The organism is Mesorhizobium sp. M1312 (assembly GCF_040318115.1).
GTDB lineage: Bacteria > Pseudomonadota > Alphaproteobacteria > Rhizobiales > Rhizobiaceae > Mesorhizobium.
On the sequence record NZ_JAMYLQ010000054.1, the window covers coordinates 1 to 18,963 of the forward strand.

Here is an 18,963-nt window from a genome sequence, read left to right on the forward strand (position 1 = left end):
GGCCTCCACTCCAGCCAGCATCTTGAATCACAAAACCGACTGATCCGGAATCCCCTTCGATTCCGTCAAATGAGGAACCGCTCTAACCATGAAAACGGCCCCGCAAGGGGCCGTTTTTGTTAGCATTTTCTGCTGTGATCAGCCCTTGGCGACGATGCGCATGAACGCGGGCATGTCGTCGCCGAATCCGACGGTCGCGTCATTGTCTTCCTGGCGATGGCGGGCAGGGCGATTGCCGTCGCGCTGCGGCCTGGTGTCGCCACGTTCCGGCGCACGCTGTTCGTTGCGATTGCGATCGGGCGAAGCTTTGCGTTCGGGTGAAGCTTGGCGCTCGGTGTTTTCCGAGCGGATCGCTTCCTTGCGCGCGCGCCGCTCACCGGCATCGGCGACCGCGGTCTCGGCCACCACTGGCTGTTCCTCGCGCGCCACATCCGGTGCTGCAGCTTCGCTTTGCTTGGCGTGGCGTTCGCGTGGTTTGCGTTCGCCCCTGTCCTTGCGATCATCGTCTTTGCGGCCGGCGCGGCGCGGGGCGCCGCGGCCACGGCGCGGAGCATCGTTCTCTCCGCCCTCGCTGGCGACGACCGTCGACAGATCGCCGTCATGCCACTCGATTTTGTTGCCGATCAGCCGTTCGATCGCGTCGATGTATTTGGTGTCGGACTTGGTGGCGATGGTGAAGGATTTGCCCGAGCGTCCGGCGCGGCCGGTGCGACCGATACGGTGGACATAGTCCTCGGCATGGATCGGCACGTCGTAATTGAAGACGTGGCTGACATCGGGGATGTCGAGCCCGCGCGCCGCAACGTCCGACGCAACGAGGTAGCGCAGTTTGCCGTCACGGAAATTGGCCAGCATCTGCATGCGCGCACGCTGGTCCATGTCGCCATGCAGCGCGCCGGCGTCGAAATCATATTTCAGCAGCGAGCGGAAAAGCTCCGAGACCTCGATCTTGCGGTTGCAGAAGATGATGGCGTTCTTCAGCTCCGCATCCTCGGCCTTTATCAGATTGCGCAGCGTCTCGCGCTTGTCCCAGGGTTTCGAGCCGGATTTCACCAGCCGCTGGATGATGTTGGTCGCGGCGGACGCGGCCTTCGAAACCTCGACGCGCACCGGCGCGTGCAGGAACTTTTCGGTGAGCTTGGTGATCTCAGGCGGCATCGTCGCCGAGAAGAACAGCGTCTGCCTCGTGAACGGGATCATCTCGCAGATGCGCTCGATGTCGGGAATGAAGCCCATGTCGAGCATGCGGTCGGCCTCGTCGATGACGAGGATCTCGACGCCATTGAGCAGGAGTTTTCCGCGTTCGCGGTGGTCGAGCAGGCGGCCTGGTGTCGCGATCAGCACGTCGGCACCGCGCTCCAGCTTCTTGTCCTGCTCGTCGAAGGACACGCCGCCGATCAACAGCGCGATGTTGAGCTTGTGGTTCTTGCCGTATCTGATGAAATTCTCTTCGACCTGCGCGGCAAGCTCGCGCGTTGGCTCGAGGATCAGTGTGCGTGGCATGCGGGCGCGTGCCCGGCCTTTTTCGAGCCGGGTCAGCATCGGCAGCACGAACGAGGCCGTCTTGCCGGTGCCGGTCTGGGCGATGCCCAAAATATCCTTGCCGAGCAAAGCGTGCGGAATGGCGCCGGCCTGGATCGGCGTCGGTTCGGTGTAACCGGCATCGGTAACTGCGGAAAGGACCTTCGGCGACAGGCCGAGGTCTGCGAAGGTCAACGCTTCTTGAGCGATCTGGGTGTCTGAGGACAAGTTTGGCTGTCTTTGGCTGGTTGGGGGGCGCAACATAAGCAGTCGCGGCAAGCGCCGCGCGCCTGCAAGATTGGTATTGCAGGTAGGCGCAAGCCCACGATTTGTCAACAGAAAGGGGCCGGGAATGGCATGATTGTGAAGTCGTAACGTTAATCACGATGCTTAATCGAGTTGCCCGTCGCTGTACCGGCTCAGTAACGGAACTGTTCGGCGAGAATGCGCTCGTTCCACGAGTGGCTTGGATCGAACAGCAGCGTCGCCGTCACCGTTGGCGATTCTCGCACCGTGACCGAGGTTACGGCCTTCACCTCGGTGTGGTCGGCGGCGGCGTTTACCGGCCGCTTTTCCGGCTCGAGAATGTCGAAACGAACGGTCGCCTTGTCGGAGAGCAGCGCGCCGCGCCAGCGGCGCGGGCGGAACGGACTGACCGGGGTCAGCGCCAGCAGCGGTGCGTCGAGCGGCAGGATCGGCCCGTGCGCGGACAGATTGTAGGCGGTCGAGCCGGCCGGCGTCGCGATCATCACACCGTCGCAGTTCAATTCCTCCAGCCGCACTTGCCCGTCGACCGTGATACGGATCTTGGCCGTTTGATAGGACTGACGCCACAGCGCAACCTCATTGATCGCCAGCGCCGAAATCGTTTCGCCCTCAGCCGTCACCGCCTGCATCTCCAGCGGACGGATGGTTTCGGCAACGGCCGCCGCGATGCGCCCAGTCAAACCGCTTGCGCGGTATTCGTTCATCAGGAAGCCGATGGTGCCACGGTTCATGCCGTAGACTTTTTTTCCCGTGCTCATCGTGTCGCGCAAGGTCTGCAACAGGAAGCCGTCGCCGCCCAGCGCCACAACGATCTCTGCATCCTCGATGGATGCCTGGCCATAGCGCGCCGAAAGGCTCTCCAGCGCCGCCTTGGCGTCGGCGGTATCGGACGAGACGAAGGCGAAACGGTTGGCGGCTTTGCTCATGGCTCCCCAATGGCGATGTTGGTGGCGACCGGTTGGTTGGCGACCGGTGCTAGGGCCGCGCCAGCGCCGGGTTAGCATGGGCGGGCAAATCTGCAAAGGGAGGCATGCGCCGCTCGATACGGCGCCAGCAAGAGCGCCGGTCGGGCGCTCGCGCATCATTTCGGGTGACAAGCGAATGTGATGGTTAAGACAGGGATTAAACTCTCGTAAAGCCGGATCGACCATGCTAGCCGGCAGTGGATGGGCGGCGTGGGGGCCAGCTAGTCGGACCGATCTATTGCCGGTAACACGCCTGATTATCATCGTCCTGATGCTGGGAAGTTTTGCTCTTGCCTTTGCCCAACTGGTGCGCCAGTCGGAAGAGACGAGTTTGAGACCCCAACCCACGGCCTCACGCTGCGGCGATGCCGCCGGCACGCCGTGCCCGCAAAGAGCGTTGTGAATTCGCCAAGCACTTCCCCTGATGCGAGAGACCGGTGCTTATCGCGCCTGCAGCAGATGGCAGCCGGCCCGCCGCTTTTGTGCGAGATACTCGTCGATAAGCTGGCGGTAGCGCACCTTGCCGAAGCTCGGAAAATGGCCACCATGCACGACGGCAATATCGAGCTCGCGCATCCGCTGCAGCGTTTCGACATAGTCGTCGACGGCTGAATGATAGACATCGTCGATCAGCGGGCCGTCATAGATGATGTCGCCGGAAAGCAGGATGCCGGTCTTCTTCTCGTAGAGCGCGATGCCGCCTGGTGAATGGCCCGGCGTGTGGATCACCTCGAAGGCACGGTCTCCGAGATCGACGACATCGCCCTGTTCGAGCAAGCGATCGGCCGGCGCCGGCAGGATTCGGTAGCTCGCGGTATCCCAGCCTTGCGGCATTCCGTCGAACATTGCGTCGGTGGCATAGCGGTCGGCGACGGTCCACTCATTCCGCGGATCGGCGAGGATTTCCGCTTCGGCCGCATGCACGCAGCGGTCCGGAAATTCGTGATGGCAGCCGATATGGTCGAAATGCGTGTGGCTCGCTACGCAGGTGAGCTTTCGCTCCGTCACCAGCCGCACATGGCTCCGCAAGCTGAAGTGGCCGAGGCCGGTGTCGAACAGGAGATCGCGGTCGCGACCGCGCACATGCCAGATGTTGCAGCGGAAGAACGGCTTGATCCACGGCTCGTGGATCAGCGTCACGCTATCCCCCATGCGGATGGTTTCATACCAATTCGGAGCGTCGATGACCGGAAGCGCGCCCATGGCTCAACTCGCCAGAAGGATGATGTCGCCAGCGTCGCACGAAACCGCAACGATGTCGCCCGGCTGGACGGCCGCAGCGGCGGGAACCTTGGCGATGAAGTATAGCGCCGGGTCCTGCGCAGAAACCGCGAGCACACGCTTGAAGCTGCCTTGAAACACAACGTCGCTCACCTTGGCCGTGCCGAGCCCTACAGCGCCGCCGGCCCCGCCGAGGACAAGATGCTCCGGACGGATGGCGAGGGCGACGGCCGTCCCGGCCGGCAATGTGCCGGGCAGGGAAAGCGGTCCGAGCTGCGTTGCGGCAGTGATCGTTCCGTCCTTCGCCGCCGTCACCGTTCCCGATATCAGCGTGCTTTCACCCATGAAGGTCGCGGAAAAGCGCGTCGCCGGCCGCGCATAGACGCGCTCCGGCGGGCCTTCGTCCTCGATGCGCCCATCGTTCATCACCACGCAATGGTCGGCAAGCGCCATTGCCTCTTCCTGGTCGTGGGTTACATGGATGAAGGCGGTGCCGACGCGCTTCTGGATTGCTTTTAGCTCGTCCTGCATCTGCCGGCGCAATTTGAGATCGAGCGCGCCGAGCGGTTCGTCGAGCAGCAGCACCGCCGGCTCGATCACCAGCGCTCGCGCCAATGCGACGCGCTGCCGCTGGCCGCCGGACAATTGGTGCGGCTTCTTGTCGAAAGCAGTCGCCAGACCGACCAGTGCCAGCGCCTCGCGTGCCCGCGCGGCCCGTGTCGTGGCATCGACGCCTTGCATGCGCAGGCCGAAGCCGACATTGCCGCCGACGCTCAAATGCGGAAACAGCGCATAGTCCTGGAAGACCGTGGTCGTCGGGCGTTTGGCCGGCGGCACGGCGGTGCAGTCCTCGCCGCGGATCAGCACCTTGCCTTCGCTCGGTGTGACGAACCCGCCGAGAATGGACAAAAGCGTCGTCTTGCCCGAGCCGGACGGCCCGAGCAGAATGGTGTAGCTGCCCGGCTCGATTTGCAGCGACACATTCTTCAGCACTGTGTGCTGGCCGAAGCGATGCGAGACGGCACGGATATCGACCAAAGGCACGGTCATGCCGGCTTCCTCCGCAACAGCATCAGTTCGAACAATATCACCAACACGATTGAGACGGCGAAGACCAGCGAACCGACGGCGTTAGTCTTGGGATTGAGACCTGAGCGGAGGAGGTTCCAGATCTCGACCGGCAGCGTGGTGTCGAAACGCGTCAGCAGGAACGAGATCACAAACTCGTCCCAGGAGAAGGTCATCGACAGGAAGAAGCCAGCGAAGATCGCCGGCGCCATCACTGGCACGGTGATCAGCAGCAGCACCTTCCACTCGGGCGCGCCGAGGTCGCGCGCGGCGCGTTCGATGTTGATCTGGTGGTCGCCCATCTGGCTGTAGATGATGGCAAAGCACAGCGGCAGGTTGATCACGACATGGCCGATGCCGGCGGCAAGCAGCGATTTTTGCACGCCGGTCCAGTTGAACAGCACCAGAAGCCCCATGCCGATGATGAGATAGCTCACTGTCAGCGGCAGCGTGATCAGCCCGCGCAGCAGGGCTGAGCCGGGCAGGGCGAAGCGCGCGAAACCCCAGGCGGAGAGGAAGCCCAGCGTAACGGCGATAGCTGAAGAGAGGGCGGCCACTAGAAGCGAATTGACCAGTGCCGAGGTCAGCCGCGTGTCGGCGAGCACGGCGTCGTACCAGCGTAGCGACGGCCCGGTGAAGGGCGGGATCGGAAACGACGTCGCCTGCAGCGAAAACAGCACCAGCACGACCACCGGCAGGAAGATGAAGCCATAGACGGCGGCGGCGTAGATCCAGGAGGCGATGCGGATGAGAGCGCGCATCTCAGGCCCGCTCGATCTTCAGCCAACGCGCGCAGGCGAGGTAAGCGACAGTGACGACCGCCATCAGGATGATCGACAGCGCCGAGGCGAGCGGAAAGTCGCCGCGCCGGCCGATCTGCATCATCACCAGCTGCGGCATCAAAAGCTCATTGTTGCCGCCCAGGATTTGCGGCGTGATGTAGTCGCCGATGCACAGCACGAAGGTGAGAAAGGCGCCGACCATGATGCCGGGCAAGGTCAGCGGCAGGACGACATGCAGGAACGTGCGCACCGGCCCGGCGCCGAGATCGGCGGCGGCTTTGCGGTAGCTGGGGCTGAGCTGCTTCAGATTGGCGAAGATCGTCAGCGTCAAAAGCATGACGAAGAAATGGACGAAGCCGATGATCGTGGCCAGCCGTGTGTTGGCGAGCTGCACCGGCTCGCTGAACAGGCCGGAGCCGGTCAGCGCACGGTTGATCACGCCGTTTTGCGCCAGCACCAGCAGCCAGGAGTACGAGCGCACGACATAGGAGGTCCAGAACGGCAGCACCGCCAGCATCAGCGCCAGCCGCTGCCAGCGCTCCGGCACCTGTTCGGCCAGGATCCAGGCGAAGGGGTAGGCGAGCAGCACCGAAACCACTGTGACGATGGCAGTGACCTGCAGCGAGTTCACCATCGCCTGCCAATAGGCCGGATTATTGAAGAACTGGCTGTAGTTGGACAGGGTGAAGCCGCCGCCTTCATGCGCCGTCAGGCTGGAAAACCCCATGGCCAGGAAAGGCAGCACGAAGAACAGCAGCGTCCAGCCGAGCGCCGGCGTGACCAGCGCCCAGGGCAGGGCACAGCCCGCCCGGGGCAGGGCACGCCCGGTGTTTCCAGTAGCGCTCACGGCCGGCGACCGGTCACTGCGCCTGCAGCATTTCGGTCCAGACGTCCTGCATCTTCTTGTCGAGATCGGCGTTCGGCGCCGGGTAGGGCTGGGCGCGGGCGAGGAAATCCGGCTGCTCGTCGAAGCGAAGGATCTTCTTCTGCTCATCGGTCAGAGCCGCCTTGGTATTCGCCGGCATGCCCCAATAGCAGGCCGAGGTGGCGAGCCGCGCCTGGCCTTCAGGGCTCATGATGTACTGGATGAACTTCAGCGCCATGTCCTTGTTTTTGGAATCCTTGAACATGGCCAGCGACTGCGACCACAGCACAGCGCCTTCTCTAGGGATCGAGAAGTCGAGAGCAGGGTTCTCCTTGGCCAGCCCGGCCGTCACCCACTCGCCGCCGCCCACAAGAATGTCGACCTCGCCGGTCGCCAGCGCGGTCTGGCTGGCGGTCACCTCGCCGACCAGCTTGGCATTGGCCTTCACCTTGAGCAGCTCTTCCTTGATGGCGGGAAGGTCGGCTTCGGTCAGTTCGGCGGTCTTCTTGCCGATCGCCAGTGCGGCCATGCCGATGACTGGCAGATAATAGTCGTAGATGGCGATCTTGCCCTTGTATTTATCGCCGGTGAGCGCAGCCATCGACTGCATGTCGGCCGGATCAACTTTGGTTTTATTGTAGCCGATGGTGTTGTAGCCGAATTTTTCGGTGATGCCGTAGCGCTTGCCGTCGACGACGGTGGAACTGTCCATCTTCACCTGGGGAAAGAGGTCGGCCAGCGGCAGCTTGTCTTCCGGCAGCGGCTCGAACAGGCCTTTTTCGACACCGCGCGGTATGTCGATGCTGTCGATCACCATCACATCCCAGTCGCCGGGCTGCGACTGTTCGACGATCGCCATACCGGCGCCGGTGCCTTCGAACTCCTTGACATTGACCTTGACGCCGTTGGCCTCCTCGAAAGGCTGCAATAGCGCCGGATCGGCATGATCGCACCAGATCAGAGCGTTGAGATCCGCAGCCTGAGCGAGACTGCCCGTCCCCAGCAGCAGTGCTGTTGCAGCACAGGCGGCGTGGAGATGGCTCTTCAGAACGGAAAGCGGATTCAGGGTCTTCAGGTTAATGCGCATTCGAGTGTTCTCCCGTGCCTTTTTGGCTTGTGACAAAAATTGAACCAATTCTAAAATTGAGTCAATTCTGTTTTTGTGGCAAATAGCCCGATATGAGCGGATTGCGGGCAAGGCAAAAGGCGGATCGGCACCGCCGCATCATCGAGGCGGCGGCGGAACTTTTCCGTGATGCCGGCTATGAAGGCGCCAAGATCGAGACGATCGCGGCGCAGGCCGAGGTGTCGGTCGGCACGATCTACAATTACTACCAGAACAAGGGAGACATCCTCGGTGCCATCGTTTCGATGGAGGTCAATGAGGTGCTCAACGCCGGGCAGGGCGTCGTCGCCAATCCGCCGGCCAATGTCGGCGATGCGCTCGACACGCTGGTCGGCATCTATATCGAGCATTCGCTGCATTATCTCAGCAAGGAGATGTGGCGGCAGGCGATGGCGATCTCGACGCAGCTGCCCGACAGCCCGTTCGGTCAGGCCTATACCGCGCTCGACCGGGCGCTGACCGAACAGATCCGCGCGCTGATCGCCCGGCTGCAGGGGCTCGGCCTGGTGCGCCGGGATATCGACGCTCAGGCCTTGGGCGAACTGGTGTTCAACAACATGAACATGATGTTCATCGAATTCGTGAAGCGCGATGAGGCCAGGGTTGCCGAGTTGCGCGCCGCGATACGCCGACAGAACCGCATTCTGGTGGCGGCGACTGCGGTTTGACCGAAAAGGTTCGCTAGGAGCCTTAATACTACCTCAAATATACACAAAAAGGTGATACAACCCAAGGCGGCATCGGGTGGAGGGGTAAATGGGTTTTTCGGTCTGGCACTGGGCAATACTGTTTTTGCTGATTGGGGTGCCTGTCTTTTTCGCTGTGCGGTCTGCGATCAAACCTTCACAGAATCCGGCGAGCCTCGTGGGGTTTGGAGGCTGGCTGATGTTGCTTGCGATCCTTCAGGCTTTCTCCCCGCTACGCACACTCGTCTCATTGGGCTCATCGAGTGAAGACTACCGACGGCTCATGACGCTCCCAAATGGCACTTTGGCGTCTACGGCGAGGTTGCCTTATTGCTGGCGTTTGTGGTGTTCCAAGTGGTTGTGCTCGTTGCAATGCTGCGGCGGAGTTACCGCTTCAAGGGGCTATTCCTATACCAGTGGTTTACAATACCCGTCGTGTTTGTTCTAGATACGGTGTGGATTTCGGCGGTCCTTGGCGTCCCGGTGAGCCAAGTGCTTGCCGGAGATGCGCTGGTAGCGCCCATCCTCTCCTTTGTGCTGACGGGTATTTGGGTCACCTACGTCTATAGGTCCGTCAGGGTGAGGAACACGTTCACCAGGGTGGGCGCATCGGGTCAAGTCGCGAGCGCGTCATAGACGCGATAAGGCGCTTGCCGTTCAGGCGCTGACTTCCCATCAACATTGGCACGATCGGCGCTTTTACCGAGCATGCCTGGGTGGCCGCGCGCGTGGAAACGGCACGACGGTCAATGGCGCCTTGCGGAATTCCGCGATGGCTATTTCCTCAATCAGGGAGTCGAGTGCCTCGCTGACGCGTTGGCTCGTTTCGTCCATGCCGCAGAGCCGGTTTTGGGCGCACTCCAAAAGCTCGCGCGCAGCGGCGAAGTCGCTTCGCATGACATCACCCATTTGGTTTTAACCCGCCGCCCTGACATTGTCGACGCGCCAAATTGAGCGATTGCTAATATACAAAGGGGCATTTTAATCGAATGGCATTAGAATGGCCGGCGAGCAAGAAATGCCGGCCGATCCGCATCGCCCTATTGAATCTGTTGGTTCGATTCCAGAATTTTTCTGATGACCCGGGGCACGACCCGGAGGACATGAGGGAGGGCATGGCGCTTTGCGTTGCAGAACGCGGGGATTAATCTCGATACGATCTTGGACGGCCGAGAAATTCTCTCGCGGCGGCGATTTGGCGTCGATGCTCGCGCAGGAAGGTCAGGCTGAAACAGATCGAAAAGGCCAGTCCTGAAAGGACTATAGTTGCTTGCGAGGTCGGATCGGGATCGGGAATCATCAGGAAGCGGAAACCGAACGCCAACGCGAGGGCAACAAGGCTGCCATACATGCCACCAATAAAGGGGGCGATCGTGCGTTTCTGCTCCAGCGGAATCTCCTATGGTGTCCACGAGGGAATACCTTGGTTTCTGCCAGCGATATATGTGTTGGAACTAATGTGCTATGGCCCCGGCCTGTGGAAATCGGGGATGAACAGATATCGACCAACCCGGGAGGTTCTCATAAGAAGTGTGCTGGTGCCCCCGGACGGAATCGAACCGCCGACCTTCGGTTTACAAAACCGCTGCTCTACCAGCTGAGCTACAAGGGCACGGCGCTCCGGTTAGCATATTTGTTGCGCCAGTAAAGACAAAACTCTGTTTTGCCGTGAGCGCGCCGGAGCTGCCGGCGCGGGCATCCTGAAAACGGCCAATTCGCCTCCTATATTGATCGAGGGTGCAATCGCATAGGCGAGGGTGTCGCATGATCAGACTTGTCGTCATTGCCTTGGTCGTCGTCGTGGCCTGGATTCTCCTGAAGCTCATCAAGGATCTGAAGAGCGCCAACGTCGACTGGACCGGCGTCACCACCATCATCGGCTTCATCGCGCTAGCCTTCTGGCTGCGCCATATCACCGGCATGGGCTGAGGCTTCCGCCGGCGGACTGTCGACCGGCGCTCCTCGCGGTCGTGATGCGCGCCTGACTGCAAGCCCTGTTCAGACTGGCCGCTTTTGCGCTTTCGAAAAAAACCAAAAACCGTCGAACCCTTTTCCTTGCTGCAACGACTGATGGTCAAGAGGCGGATGGATCGCCTCTCACACAACGCAGCAAGGAGATCGTCATGTTCAAGCGCACCATCATTTCCGGCCTCATCGCCACGACTGTCGCCGCCGCCATGCTGGCCGGCACCGTTCAGCCTTCGGCCGCCCATCACAAGCATCATCACAACAAGCACCTTGGCATCGGCATCGCCGCCGTCGTCGGCGGCTTCTGCTCGGCACCGCGCTCGCCCAGCCGCGCACCGTCTACATCGACGAGAACGGCGGTTCGTGGCATGTTCGGCGCTGCCTCAACCGCTATCAGAGCTACGATCCGTACTCGGACACCTATGTCGGCTACGACGGCTACCGTCACCGCTGCCGGCTTTGAGAGGACCGTTTCAGGCAATCGGAAGGAGGGGCACCTACGGCCCCTTTTTCTTTTGTTTGGAGGGTTGCCCGCTCACGCTTACGGCGTCAGGCCCCTTAGGGTATCCTGCCGCCGATCATCTTCGTCACCGCCGCTGCCGCATCGTGCACGAGCGGACCGATCTCGACCAGCCGCTCCGGCGTCACCCGCACCGTCGGTCCCGAAACCGAAACCCCGCCGATCGGCTCGCCGAACTCATTGAAGATGGCAGCGGCCACGCAGCGCATACCGGGGTGCCGCTCCTCGTCGTCGACCGACCAGCCGCGCAGCTTGATCGTCACCAGATCGCGGGCCAGCGCCGAGATGTCGGACAACGTCTTTTCGGTGAAGCGCTCCAGCCCGGCCCGACGCAAGATGGCGCCGACGCGCTCCGGCTCGAGATGCGCCAGCACCGCCTTGCCGATGCCCGATGCATGGAAGGAACTGCGCGTGCCCGGCCGGAAGAAGGCGCGGATTGCCTGATGCGTCTCGACCTGGCTGACGAAGACGACGCAATCGTCCTCGGCGACACCGAGATTGGCGGTCTCGCCGGTCTTCTCCATCAGTTCCTGCATGACGGTGCGGGCGCGGTCGACCAGCTTGCGGCGGCGCAGGAACGCCGCGCCCATGCGATAAGTCTCGACGCCGATCGACCAGAGCTGGTCGGTGCTGTCGAACTCGACCATGCCGTGGTTTTCCAGCGTCGTCAGCATGCGATAGGCGGTGGAAGCCGCCAAGCCAGAAGTGGCGGCGATCTCGCTCAGCGACAGGCCGCTGCCTTCGGCGACGACGGCCAGGATGCGCAGCGCCCGGTCGAGCGACTGCACCGAAGCCGCCTCGGACGGACCGTGGAAGGCGCGCGGCCGCCCGCGCTGGCGTTTTTCGGTGGTTTCCATGGCGGCATTCTTGCTGATTTCGCCAAATACGCAATGAAAAACTTTTTCACTGGCTTGCCAAACCAACCCCGTGGAAAACGGAAGATACAATGAAATCAGCAGATAGCGGCCGTTCCTTAGAACTGAAAAAATATTTTGAAAAAATTGAAAAATCATCGGCGCAATGGCATTCTCCGCCAGCAAACAAATTCCGTGGAGGCTGACATGGCCAGGATGCGCGCGGTCGACGCAGCGGTTCTCGTTCTCGAAAAGGAAGGCATCTCCTGTGCCTTCGGTGTGCCGGGCGCCGCGATCAATCCATTCTATTCGGCGTTGAAGGCGAGGGACACTATCCGCCACATCCTCGCGCGCCATGTGGAGGCGGCCTCGCACATGGCTGAAGGCTATACCCGCACCAAATCAGGCAATATCGGCCTGTGCATCGGCACTTCGGGCCCGGCCGGCACCGACATGATCACCGGGCTCTATTCGGCTGCGGCCGATTCCATCCCGATCCTCTGCATCACCGGCCAGGCGCCGCGGGCGCGTCTCAACAAGGAAGATTTCCAGGCCATCGACATCGCCGCCATCGCCGCGCCCGTCGCCAAATGGGCGGTCACCGTCATGGAACCTTATCTCGTGCCGATGGCGCTGCAGAAGGCGTTCCACCTTATGCGCTCGTCGCGGCCGGGGCCGGTTCTCGTCGATCTGCCGGTCGACGTGCAACTGGCCGAGATCGAGTTCGACATCGACGCCTATGAGCCGCTGGTGCCGTTCAAGCCGGCAATGTCACGCAGCCAGGCCGAGAAAGCCTTGGCGATGCTCAACGCGGCCGAAAAGCCTGTCATCGTTGCCGGCGGCGGCATCATCAACGCCGATGCCTCGGATCTGCTGATCGAGTTCGCGGAAGTCACCGGCGTGCCTGTGCTCCCGACGCTGATGGGCTGGGGCGCAATTCCCGACGACCATCGGCTGATGGCCGGCATGTGCGGGCTGCAGACGTCGCATCGCTACGGCAACGCGACGATGCTCGAGGCCGACTTCGTCTTCGGCATCGGCAACCGCTGGGCCAACCGCCATACCGGCTCGGTCGACGTCTACACGAGGGGCAAAAAATTCATCCATGTCGATATCGAGCCGACCCAAATCGGCCGTGTCTTCGCGCCGGACCTCGGTGTCGTGTCGGATGCCGGTGCGGCGCTCAAAATGCTGCTCGACGTCGCCACCGAGTGGAAGACGGCGGGAAAATTGCGCGACTGGTCGGGCTGGGCAAGGGAATGCCAAGGCCGCAAGAAGACGATGAAGCGCAAGACGCATTTCGACCAGGTGCCGCTGAAACCGCAGCGCGTCTACGAGGAGATGAACAAGGCATTTGGCCGCGACACCACCTATGTCACCACGATCGGGCTTTCGCAGATCGCCGGCGCGCAGTTCCTGCATGTCTACAAGCCGCGCAACTGGATCAATTGCGGCCAGGCCGGACCGCTCGGCTGGACGCTTCCGGCAGCACTTGGCGTTCGCGCCGCCGATCCGCACCGCAACATCGTCGCGCTGTCCGGCGACTATGATTTCCAGTTCATGATCGAGGAACTGGCGGTCGGCGCGCAGCACAAATTGCCCTATATCCATGTCGTCGTGAACAATGCCTATCTCGGCCTGATCCGCCAGGCGCAGCGCGGCTTTTCGATGGATTTCGAAGTCAGCCTCGCCTTCGAGAACGTCAACCGGAAGGACGACCCTGAGGCTGGCTACGGCGTCGACCACGTTGCTGTTGCTGAGGCCATGGGCTGCAAGGCAGTCCGGGTGCGCAGGCCGGAGGAATTCGCCGGCGCCTTCAAGCAGGCGCAGCGCCTGATGAAGGAGCATCAGGTTCCGGTCGTGCTCGAATTCATCCTCGAACGTGTCACCAACATTTCGATGGGCACCGAAATCGACAAGATCACTGAGTTCGAGGAGCTTGCCGAACATCACGAAGATGCGCCGACCGCAATAGTGATGCTCGATTGAACCGGAGAAAAAAGAATGCCGCGTTTTTCAGCCAACCTTTCGATGCTCTTTGGCGAGCACGATTTCCTCGACCGCTTCGATGCCGCCGCCCGCGCCGGCTTCAGGGGTGTCGAATATATCGGCCCTTATGACCATGCGCCGGAGGTGGTTGCGGCGAGGTTGAAGAAGAACGGCCTGACGCAGGTGCTGTTCAACCTGCCGGCCGGCGACTGGGCCAAGGGCGAGCGCGGCATCGCCGTGCTGCCGGACCGCGTCCCTGAGTTCCGGCAGGGCGTCGCCAAGGCGATCACCTATGCGCATGCGCTGGGCTGCGAACAGGTCAACTGTCTGGCCGGCATTGCGCCGCAAGGCGTCGAGCGTTCGGTGCTGGAAGATGTCTTCTCCGAGAACCTGGCTTTCGCGGCGGAGAAGCTGGATCAGGCCGGCATCAGACTGTTGATCGAGCCGATCAACACCCGCGACATTCCGGGCTTCTTCCTGAACTATTCGGACCAGGCCCTGGCGCTCATCGACCGCGTCGGCTCAAAGAACCTGTTCCTGCAATACGACATTTATCACATGCAGATCATGGAGGGGGATCTCGCCCGCACCATCGAGGCCAACCTCGGCCGCATCGCGCATATCCAGCTTGCGGACAATCCCGCCCGTCATGAGCCGGGGACGGGCGAGATCAATTTTCCTTTTCTGTACAGTCACATCGACCGCATCGGTTATTCCGGCTGGGTCGGGGCGGAATACAAGCCGAAGGGCGGGACAGAAGCCGGACTGGGATGGTTCCGGGAGTTTGCCGGACAGGGGAGCGCTGCGGCGTAGGGGTCAACGATTATTGAAGTCGCGTTCCGTCGCGCCCCCCTCTGGCCTGCCGGCCATCTCCCCCACGGGTGGGGAGATCGGCAGCTCCGGCGCCGGCTTTTACTTTTCCAACCTCGAAAATTGGCGAAAGCGGCGGTGACATCCAATCTCCCTCCTTGTGGGGTGATGGACGGAACGCGGCCCAAGAACGGAGAACAACAATGGACACTATCGGCTTTATCGGCCTCGGCATCATGGGCGCGCCGATGGCGGGGCATCTTCTCGACGCTGGCTACACCGTCATCGCCAGCGATCATCGCTCGAAACCGCCGGCCGGTCTTATTGCCAAGGGTCTGAAGACCGTCTCCGGCCATCACGCCGTTGCAAAGACGGCCGACATCATCATCACCATGGTTCCCGACACGCCTGAGGTGGCGGATGTACTCTTCGGCGACAATGGCGTCGCCTCGGGTTTGACCGCGGGCAAGCTGGTCATCGACATGAGTTCAATCTCGCCGATCGAGACCAAGGTTTTTGCCAGGAAGATCAACGATCTCGGCTGCGACTATCTCGATGCGCCGGTGTCGGGCGGCGAGGTCGGCGCCAAGGCAGCATCGCTGACCATCATGGTCGGCGGTGAGGAAAAGGCCTTCGAGCGCGCCAGGCCGGTATTCGAGAAGATGGGCAAGAACATCACGCTGGTTGGCCCCAATGGCGTCGGCCAGATCACCAAGGTCGCCAACCAGATCGTCGTCGCGCTGACCATTGAAGCAGTCGCGGAAGCGCTTGTTTTCGCATCGAAAGCCGGCGCCGATCCGGCCAAGGTGCGACAAGCGCTGATGGGCGGATTAGCCGCCTCGCGCATCCTCGAAGTGCATGGCGAGCGCATGATCAAGCGGAGCTTCGCGCCCGGCTTTCGCATCGAACTGCACCAGAAGGATCTTAATCTCGCACTTGAAGGCGCCAAGGCGCTTGGCGTAGCACTACCCAACACCTCGACGACGCAACAATTGTTCAACTCCTGCGCCGCCAATGGCGGCGCCAAGGAGGATCACTCGGCGCTGGTCAAGGCGCTGGAGCGAATGGCGGGACATAGGCTAGGGAGTAGGGGAGTAGGGGAGTAGGGGAGTAAGGCAGGCGGTTGCGGCTCGCAGCAAGTGCTATCCTTGCTCCCTTACTACCCTATTCCCCTACTCCCTTAACCCAAAAACTTCCTCGCCGCATAAAGGCTCACCGCCGCGGCGTTCGACACGTTGAGCGAGCGGATGGCGCCGGGCATGTCGAGCCGGGCGAGCGTCGTCACCGTCTCGCGGGTCTTCTGGCGCAGGCCCTTGCCTTCGGCGCCCAGCACCAATGCGATCTTTTCTCCCGAAAAACTCTTTTCGAGTTCCGCCGGTCCGTCCGAATCGAGGCCGATGGTCTGGAACCCGGCCTCGTGCAACTGGCCGAGCGCGTCGGCGAGGTTCTTCACCTCGAGCTGGTCGATATGCTCCAGCGCGCCGGAGGCCGACTTCGCCAGCACGCCGGATTCATGCGGGCTGTGGCGCGCCGTGGTGATCAGCGCGCCGGCGCCGAAGGCGACCGCCGAGCGCAGGATCGCGCCGACATTGTGCGGGTCGGTAACCTGGTCGAGGACCAGCACCAGCCTTGTATCGCCGAGCGCATCGAGGCGCTTCGGTTTTAGCGGCTCGGCCTCGATCAGCACGCCCTGATGGACGGCATCGGAGCCGGTGACCTTGTCGATGTCTTTCGGTTCGACCATCTCTGTCTCAAAGGGCAGGGCGGCGAGGTCGGCGATCGCCAGCCGCTCGGCGGCGTTGCGCGTCACCAGCATCTTCTTGATCCGCCGGCGCGGATTGTCGAGTGCCGCCCGCACCGTGTGCAGGCCGTAAAGTCGCACCAGGCCATCCGCAGCTGTCTCTCCCGGTGGCACCGGCTGGCGCGGCCTGAACGCCGGCGCGCCGCCGCTCTTCTCGTCGCGATGCGCTCGGCGCAGCTTGGCGTAGTGGGTGTCTTTCGGGGTCTTGGGCTTGTTATCATTGCTCATGGCCGGTTCTATAGCCGTGTCGTCCGCCTATGGATACAGCCTGAAAACCCTGCTCGTCGGGTCGTCAAGAAATTCAGCGCGTTTGCCGGGACGTTGCGGTTGACAGTTTTGGGCGCTGCCGCCATAAGGCGCTTCGCGAAGGGCTGCTCACGCGGTCGCGACGCGTCGATGCTTCGTTGCATGGCTCCGGCGGCAGACTGGAGAGGTGCCCGAGTGGTTAAAGGGGACGGACTGTAAATCCGTTGGCTATGCCTACGTTGGTTCAAATCCAACCCTCTCCACCACTGCCGGCCCGGAAGCCCAGAAACGCAAAAGCATCGGACCGAAAAGTGCATAGCGGTTTTCGGGCGAGAGGCGCGGGTATAGCTCAGTGGTAGAGCAGCAGCCTTCCAAGCTGAATATGCGGGTTCGATTCCCGCTACCCGCTCCAAGCATGCTGTTGAAGTCATTATCGAAGAAACTTCCTTGAAAATGCGCCGTGTCACTGTTTGTGGCGGTTTTGTAGTGCCTGACCGGCAATGCGGTCATCCACATCGCCAGGTCCTCAGTCGGCACCTTCAGCGATCACCACATGCTCTTCATATTGGGGCAGGTCGTCGGTGATTGTGAACCACTTCGCCTTGGAGCCGACAAAGATGTGCTGCGCCGCACGGATGGTCGGCTCGTCGACGAGGGTGACCGAATAGAGCAATGAGCCGCAGGTCTTGCAGCGCGTGTCATGGCCGGTCTCCTCGCCAAAGATCAGGAGGTTGTCCTCCCCCTTGGTCAGGCTCAGTCTCTCACGCTCGATGCCGGCAAACGGCTCGAAGGCCGAACCGGTGGTGCGCCGGCAGTTCGAGCAGTGGCAGTTGGCGGCGTATATGAACTCGTCGGCCACCGCGTATTGAACGGCGCCGCACAGGCATTTTCCGGCAAGCATGCGGTTGCTGACGTTCTGGCTGCTTACATTCTTTTGGCTTGCCATGAGTTCTCCACTCAGCCGACCGTAGTCCTTTGCGCAGTTTTCAGCTCTAGGCCACCACGGTCAGCCGTCGCCTGCGCTCGTCGAGCGACACGATGGTCAGCCCGCTGGCCACCACCAGCAGGATGCCGCTGATCGCCAGCGCGTTCGGGAATTGCTGGAACACCACCAGGCCGGAAATGACCGCCCAGATGGTGAAGCAGTAATAGAACTGCGCCACCACGCCGGTCGGCCCGACGCGATAGGCCATGAAGATGAAGAAGTGGCCGAAGATCAGGAACAATCCGGCCCCGGCCAACAGCAGCAGATGATGCGTCTCGGGCATCACCCAACGCTCGGACACCAGATGCGCAACGCCTGAGCCGAACAGCACCACCACCACCGCGGAAATCGCAACGATCATTCCAGGCACGTTGGAGGCGACCCGCCGTCCGGCGAGATCGCGCGCGGCGGCGAATGCCGCGTTGCCGAGCGCTAGCAAGGCGTAAACCGAGATTCCCTGCATGGTCGGCTGCGCCACCATCACCGCTCCGACGAAGCCGAGCCCGATCAGCGCCATGCGCAGGCCCCCGATGCGTTCCCGGAACAGGACAGAGGAGCCAATCAGCATGAGCAGGGGAGTGATCTGCCCCAAGGCGGTCGAATCGGCGATCTGCATGTTTGCGAGCGCCACGACGTAGCAAAGGATTGCCGCCAGCTCGAGCAGGTTTCTTTGCAGCACTCTCCTGTCGAGGATCAGCGGGATCTGCTTGGCGTAGCCTAGCGAAAGCAGCAACGGGATGCCCCACAGCGTTGCCGCCGTCCCGCGCAGAAACAGCACTTCATACGGCGGCAGTCCGACCGTCGCAAGCTTCAACATGGTGTCGTTGGCGACATAGGACCCGGTCGAGAGGATCATGAACAGCGGGCCGCGAATGGCGATCGGAAGGAAATGCATCGGATCAGGAAATCAGACCGGCGCCACACCGGCAATGGGCCAGATCCGGTTGTAAATCCGGCAAGGCGGACAGGCGGAAGCGGCGATTTCCAATCCGCCGAATGCCGGTAACTCGCGGTACCTATCTTCGCCCATTCCATTCCTTCTCGTTCGTTCCTATATCCGCGCCACATCCCCGAAATCGGATCATGGGTTCAGACCGGGTGAGAAAGCGCCCGGGCCACAAGGCACTTGTGTTTTTCGGCCGCAGTCGCTAATCGCCCCGCATTCGACTGAACTGAAGGTCCAGGCCGTCCAAGGAAAGAAACTATGGCAAAAGGTAAATTCGAGCGTACAAAGCCTCATGTGAACATTGGCACGATTGGCCACGTCGATCATGGCAAGACATCGCTGA

The 18,963-nt window shown here is 61.7% G+C and carries 18 protein-coding genes, 3 tRNA genes and 1 pseudogene; 10 read left to right on the plus strand and 12 right to left on the minus strand.

Annotation, left to right across the window (positions count from 1 at the left end; genetic code table 11):
• Window positions 1–138: 138 nt before the first annotated feature.
• The 7 genes from NKH36_RS33095 to NKH36_RS33125 form a co-directional block, all read right to left on the minus strand.
• Window positions 139–1,749: a DEAD/DEAH box helicase gene (locus NKH36_RS33095; RefSeq protein WP_352965945.1), complete on the minus strand. Its 1,611-nt coding sequence runs from the start codon at window positions 1,747–1,749 to the stop codon at window positions 139–141.
• 191 nt (window positions 1,750–1,940) lie between these two features.
• On the minus strand, window positions 1,941–2,714 hold the full coding sequence (locus tag NKH36_RS33100) for an NAD kinase (RefSeq protein ID WP_352966012.1): 774 nt from the start codon (window positions 2,712–2,714) through the stop codon (window positions 1,941–1,943).
• Between the two features lie 480 nt (window positions 2,715–3,194).
• Window positions 3,195–3,956: an MBL fold metallo-hydrolase gene (locus NKH36_RS33105; RefSeq protein WP_352965941.1), complete on the minus strand. Its 762-nt coding sequence runs from the start codon at window positions 3,954–3,956 to the stop codon at window positions 3,195–3,197.
• Between the two features lie 3 nt (window positions 3,957–3,959).
• Window positions 3,960–5,024 carry an ABC transporter ATP-binding protein gene (locus tag NKH36_RS33110; protein ID WP_352965939.1) on the minus strand — a complete coding sequence of 355 codons (1,065 nt, stop codon included), beginning with the start codon at window positions 5,022–5,024 and terminating at the stop codon, window positions 3,960–3,962.
• Complete coding sequence (locus NKH36_RS33115; protein ID WP_352965937.1) at window positions 5,021–5,803, minus strand: ABC transporter permease; 783 nt, start codon at window positions 5,801–5,803, stop codon at window positions 5,021–5,023. The genes NKH36_RS33110 and NKH36_RS33115 overlap by 4 nt, the downstream gene beginning before the upstream one ends.
• 1 nt (window position 5,804) lies before the next feature.
• The gene (locus tag NKH36_RS33120) at window positions 5,805–6,671 is read right to left on the minus strand and encodes an ABC transporter permease (RefSeq protein WP_352965935.1); all 867 of its coding nucleotides are present in this window, start codon (window positions 6,669–6,671) and stop codon (window positions 5,805–5,807) included.
• A gap of 13 nt (window positions 6,672–6,684) precedes the next feature.
• Window positions 6,685–7,776: a polyamine ABC transporter substrate-binding protein gene (locus tag NKH36_RS33125; protein ID WP_352965933.1), complete on the minus strand. Its 1,092-nt coding sequence runs from the start codon at window positions 7,774–7,776 to the stop codon at window positions 6,685–6,687.
• Window positions 7,777–7,868: 92 nt separating this feature from the next.
• Between NKH36_RS33125 and NKH36_RS33130 the strand changes: the two genes are divergently transcribed.
• Window positions 7,869–8,483: a TetR/AcrR family transcriptional regulator gene (locus tag NKH36_RS33130; protein WP_352965931.1), complete on the plus strand. Its 615-nt coding sequence runs from the start codon at window positions 7,869–7,871 to the stop codon at window positions 8,481–8,483.
• A gap of 372 nt (window positions 8,484–8,855) precedes the next feature.
• Complete coding sequence (locus tag NKH36_RS33135; RefSeq protein ID WP_352966018.1) at window positions 8,856–9,137, plus strand: DUF2569 family protein; 282 nt, start codon at window positions 8,856–8,858, stop codon at window positions 9,135–9,137.
• A 900-nt stretch (window positions 9,138–10,037) separates the two neighbouring features.
• Here NKH36_RS33135 and NKH36_RS33140 read toward each other — a convergent pair.
• A tRNA-Thr gene (locus NKH36_RS33140) sits at window positions 10,038–10,113 on the minus strand.
• 152 nt (window positions 10,114–10,265) lie between these two features.
• Between NKH36_RS33140 and NKH36_RS33145 the strand changes: the two genes are divergently transcribed.
• Window positions 10,266–10,430 (plus strand): hypothetical protein, encoded by a 165-nt coding sequence (locus NKH36_RS33145; protein WP_352965929.1) that lies wholly within the window; start codon window positions 10,266–10,268, stop codon window positions 10,428–10,430.
• A 382-nt stretch (window positions 10,431–10,812) separates the two neighbouring features.
• Entirely contained in the window at window positions 10,813–10,932 is a 120-nt protein-coding gene (locus tag NKH36_RS33150; RefSeq protein ID WP_246811422.1) for a BA14K family protein, read from the plus strand.
• A gap of 95 nt (window positions 10,933–11,027) precedes the next feature.
• On the opposite strand, the gene bhcR is transcribed toward NKH36_RS33150, so the two are convergent.
• Window positions 11,028–11,846: an HTH-type transcriptional regulator BhcR gene (bhcR, locus tag NKH36_RS33155; protein ID WP_352965927.1), complete on the minus strand. Its 819-nt coding sequence runs from the start codon at window positions 11,844–11,846 to the stop codon at window positions 11,028–11,030.
• Window positions 11,847–12,050: 204 nt separating this feature from the next.
• Between bhcR and gcl the strand changes: the two genes are divergently transcribed.
• The 3 genes from gcl to NKH36_RS33170 all read left to right on the plus strand — a co-directional run bounded on the left by gcl (window position 12,051) and on the right by NKH36_RS33170 (window position 15,748).
• A complete protein-coding gene (gene gcl / locus NKH36_RS33160; RefSeq protein WP_352965925.1) occupies window positions 12,051–13,832 on the plus strand; it encodes a glyoxylate carboligase in 1,782 nt (593 codons plus the stop codon).
• Between the two features lie 15 nt (window positions 13,833–13,847).
• Entirely contained in the window at window positions 13,848–14,645 is a 798-nt protein-coding gene (gene otnI, locus NKH36_RS33165; RefSeq protein WP_352965923.1) for a 2-oxo-tetronate isomerase, read from the plus strand.
• Window positions 14,646–14,845: 200 nt separating this feature from the next.
• Window positions 14,846–15,748 carry a 2-hydroxy-3-oxopropionate reductase gene (locus NKH36_RS33170; protein ID WP_352965921.1) on the plus strand — a complete coding sequence of 301 codons (903 nt, stop codon included), beginning with the start codon at window positions 14,846–14,848 and terminating at the stop codon, window positions 15,746–15,748.
• A gap of 74 nt (window positions 15,749–15,822) precedes the next feature.
• On the opposite strand, the gene NKH36_RS33175 is transcribed toward NKH36_RS33170, so the two are convergent.
• Window positions 15,823–16,671, minus strand: a complete 849-nt coding sequence (locus NKH36_RS33175) for a TrmH family RNA methyltransferase (RefSeq protein WP_352965919.1) — start codon at window positions 16,669–16,671, stop codon at window positions 15,823–15,825.
• Between the two features lie 199 nt (window positions 16,672–16,870).
• Between NKH36_RS33175 and NKH36_RS33180 the strand changes: the two genes are divergently transcribed.
• Window positions 16,871–16,955 (plus strand) — tRNA-Tyr (locus NKH36_RS33180).
• Between the two features lie 72 nt (window positions 16,956–17,027).
• Window positions 17,028–17,101: transfer RNA gene (locus tag NKH36_RS33185), tRNA-Gly, on the plus strand.
• Window positions 17,102–17,215: 114 nt separating this feature from the next.
• Here the strand turns inward: NKH36_RS33185 and NKH36_RS33190 are convergent.
• Window positions 17,216–17,635 (minus strand): GFA family protein, encoded by a 420-nt coding sequence (locus NKH36_RS33190; protein WP_352965918.1) that lies wholly within the window; start codon window positions 17,633–17,635, stop codon window positions 17,216–17,218.
• 46 nt (window positions 17,636–17,681) lie between these two features.
• A complete protein-coding gene (locus NKH36_RS33195) occupies window positions 17,682–18,569 on the minus strand; it encodes a DMT family transporter (RefSeq protein WP_352965917.1) in 888 nt (295 codons plus the stop codon).
• Between the two features lie 309 nt (window positions 18,570–18,878).
• On the opposite strand from NKH36_RS33195, the pseudogene NKH36_RS33200 reads away from it, so the two are divergent.
• A pseudogene (locus tag NKH36_RS33200) lies at window positions 18,879–18,963 on the plus strand (GTP-binding protein); the annotation flags it as partial.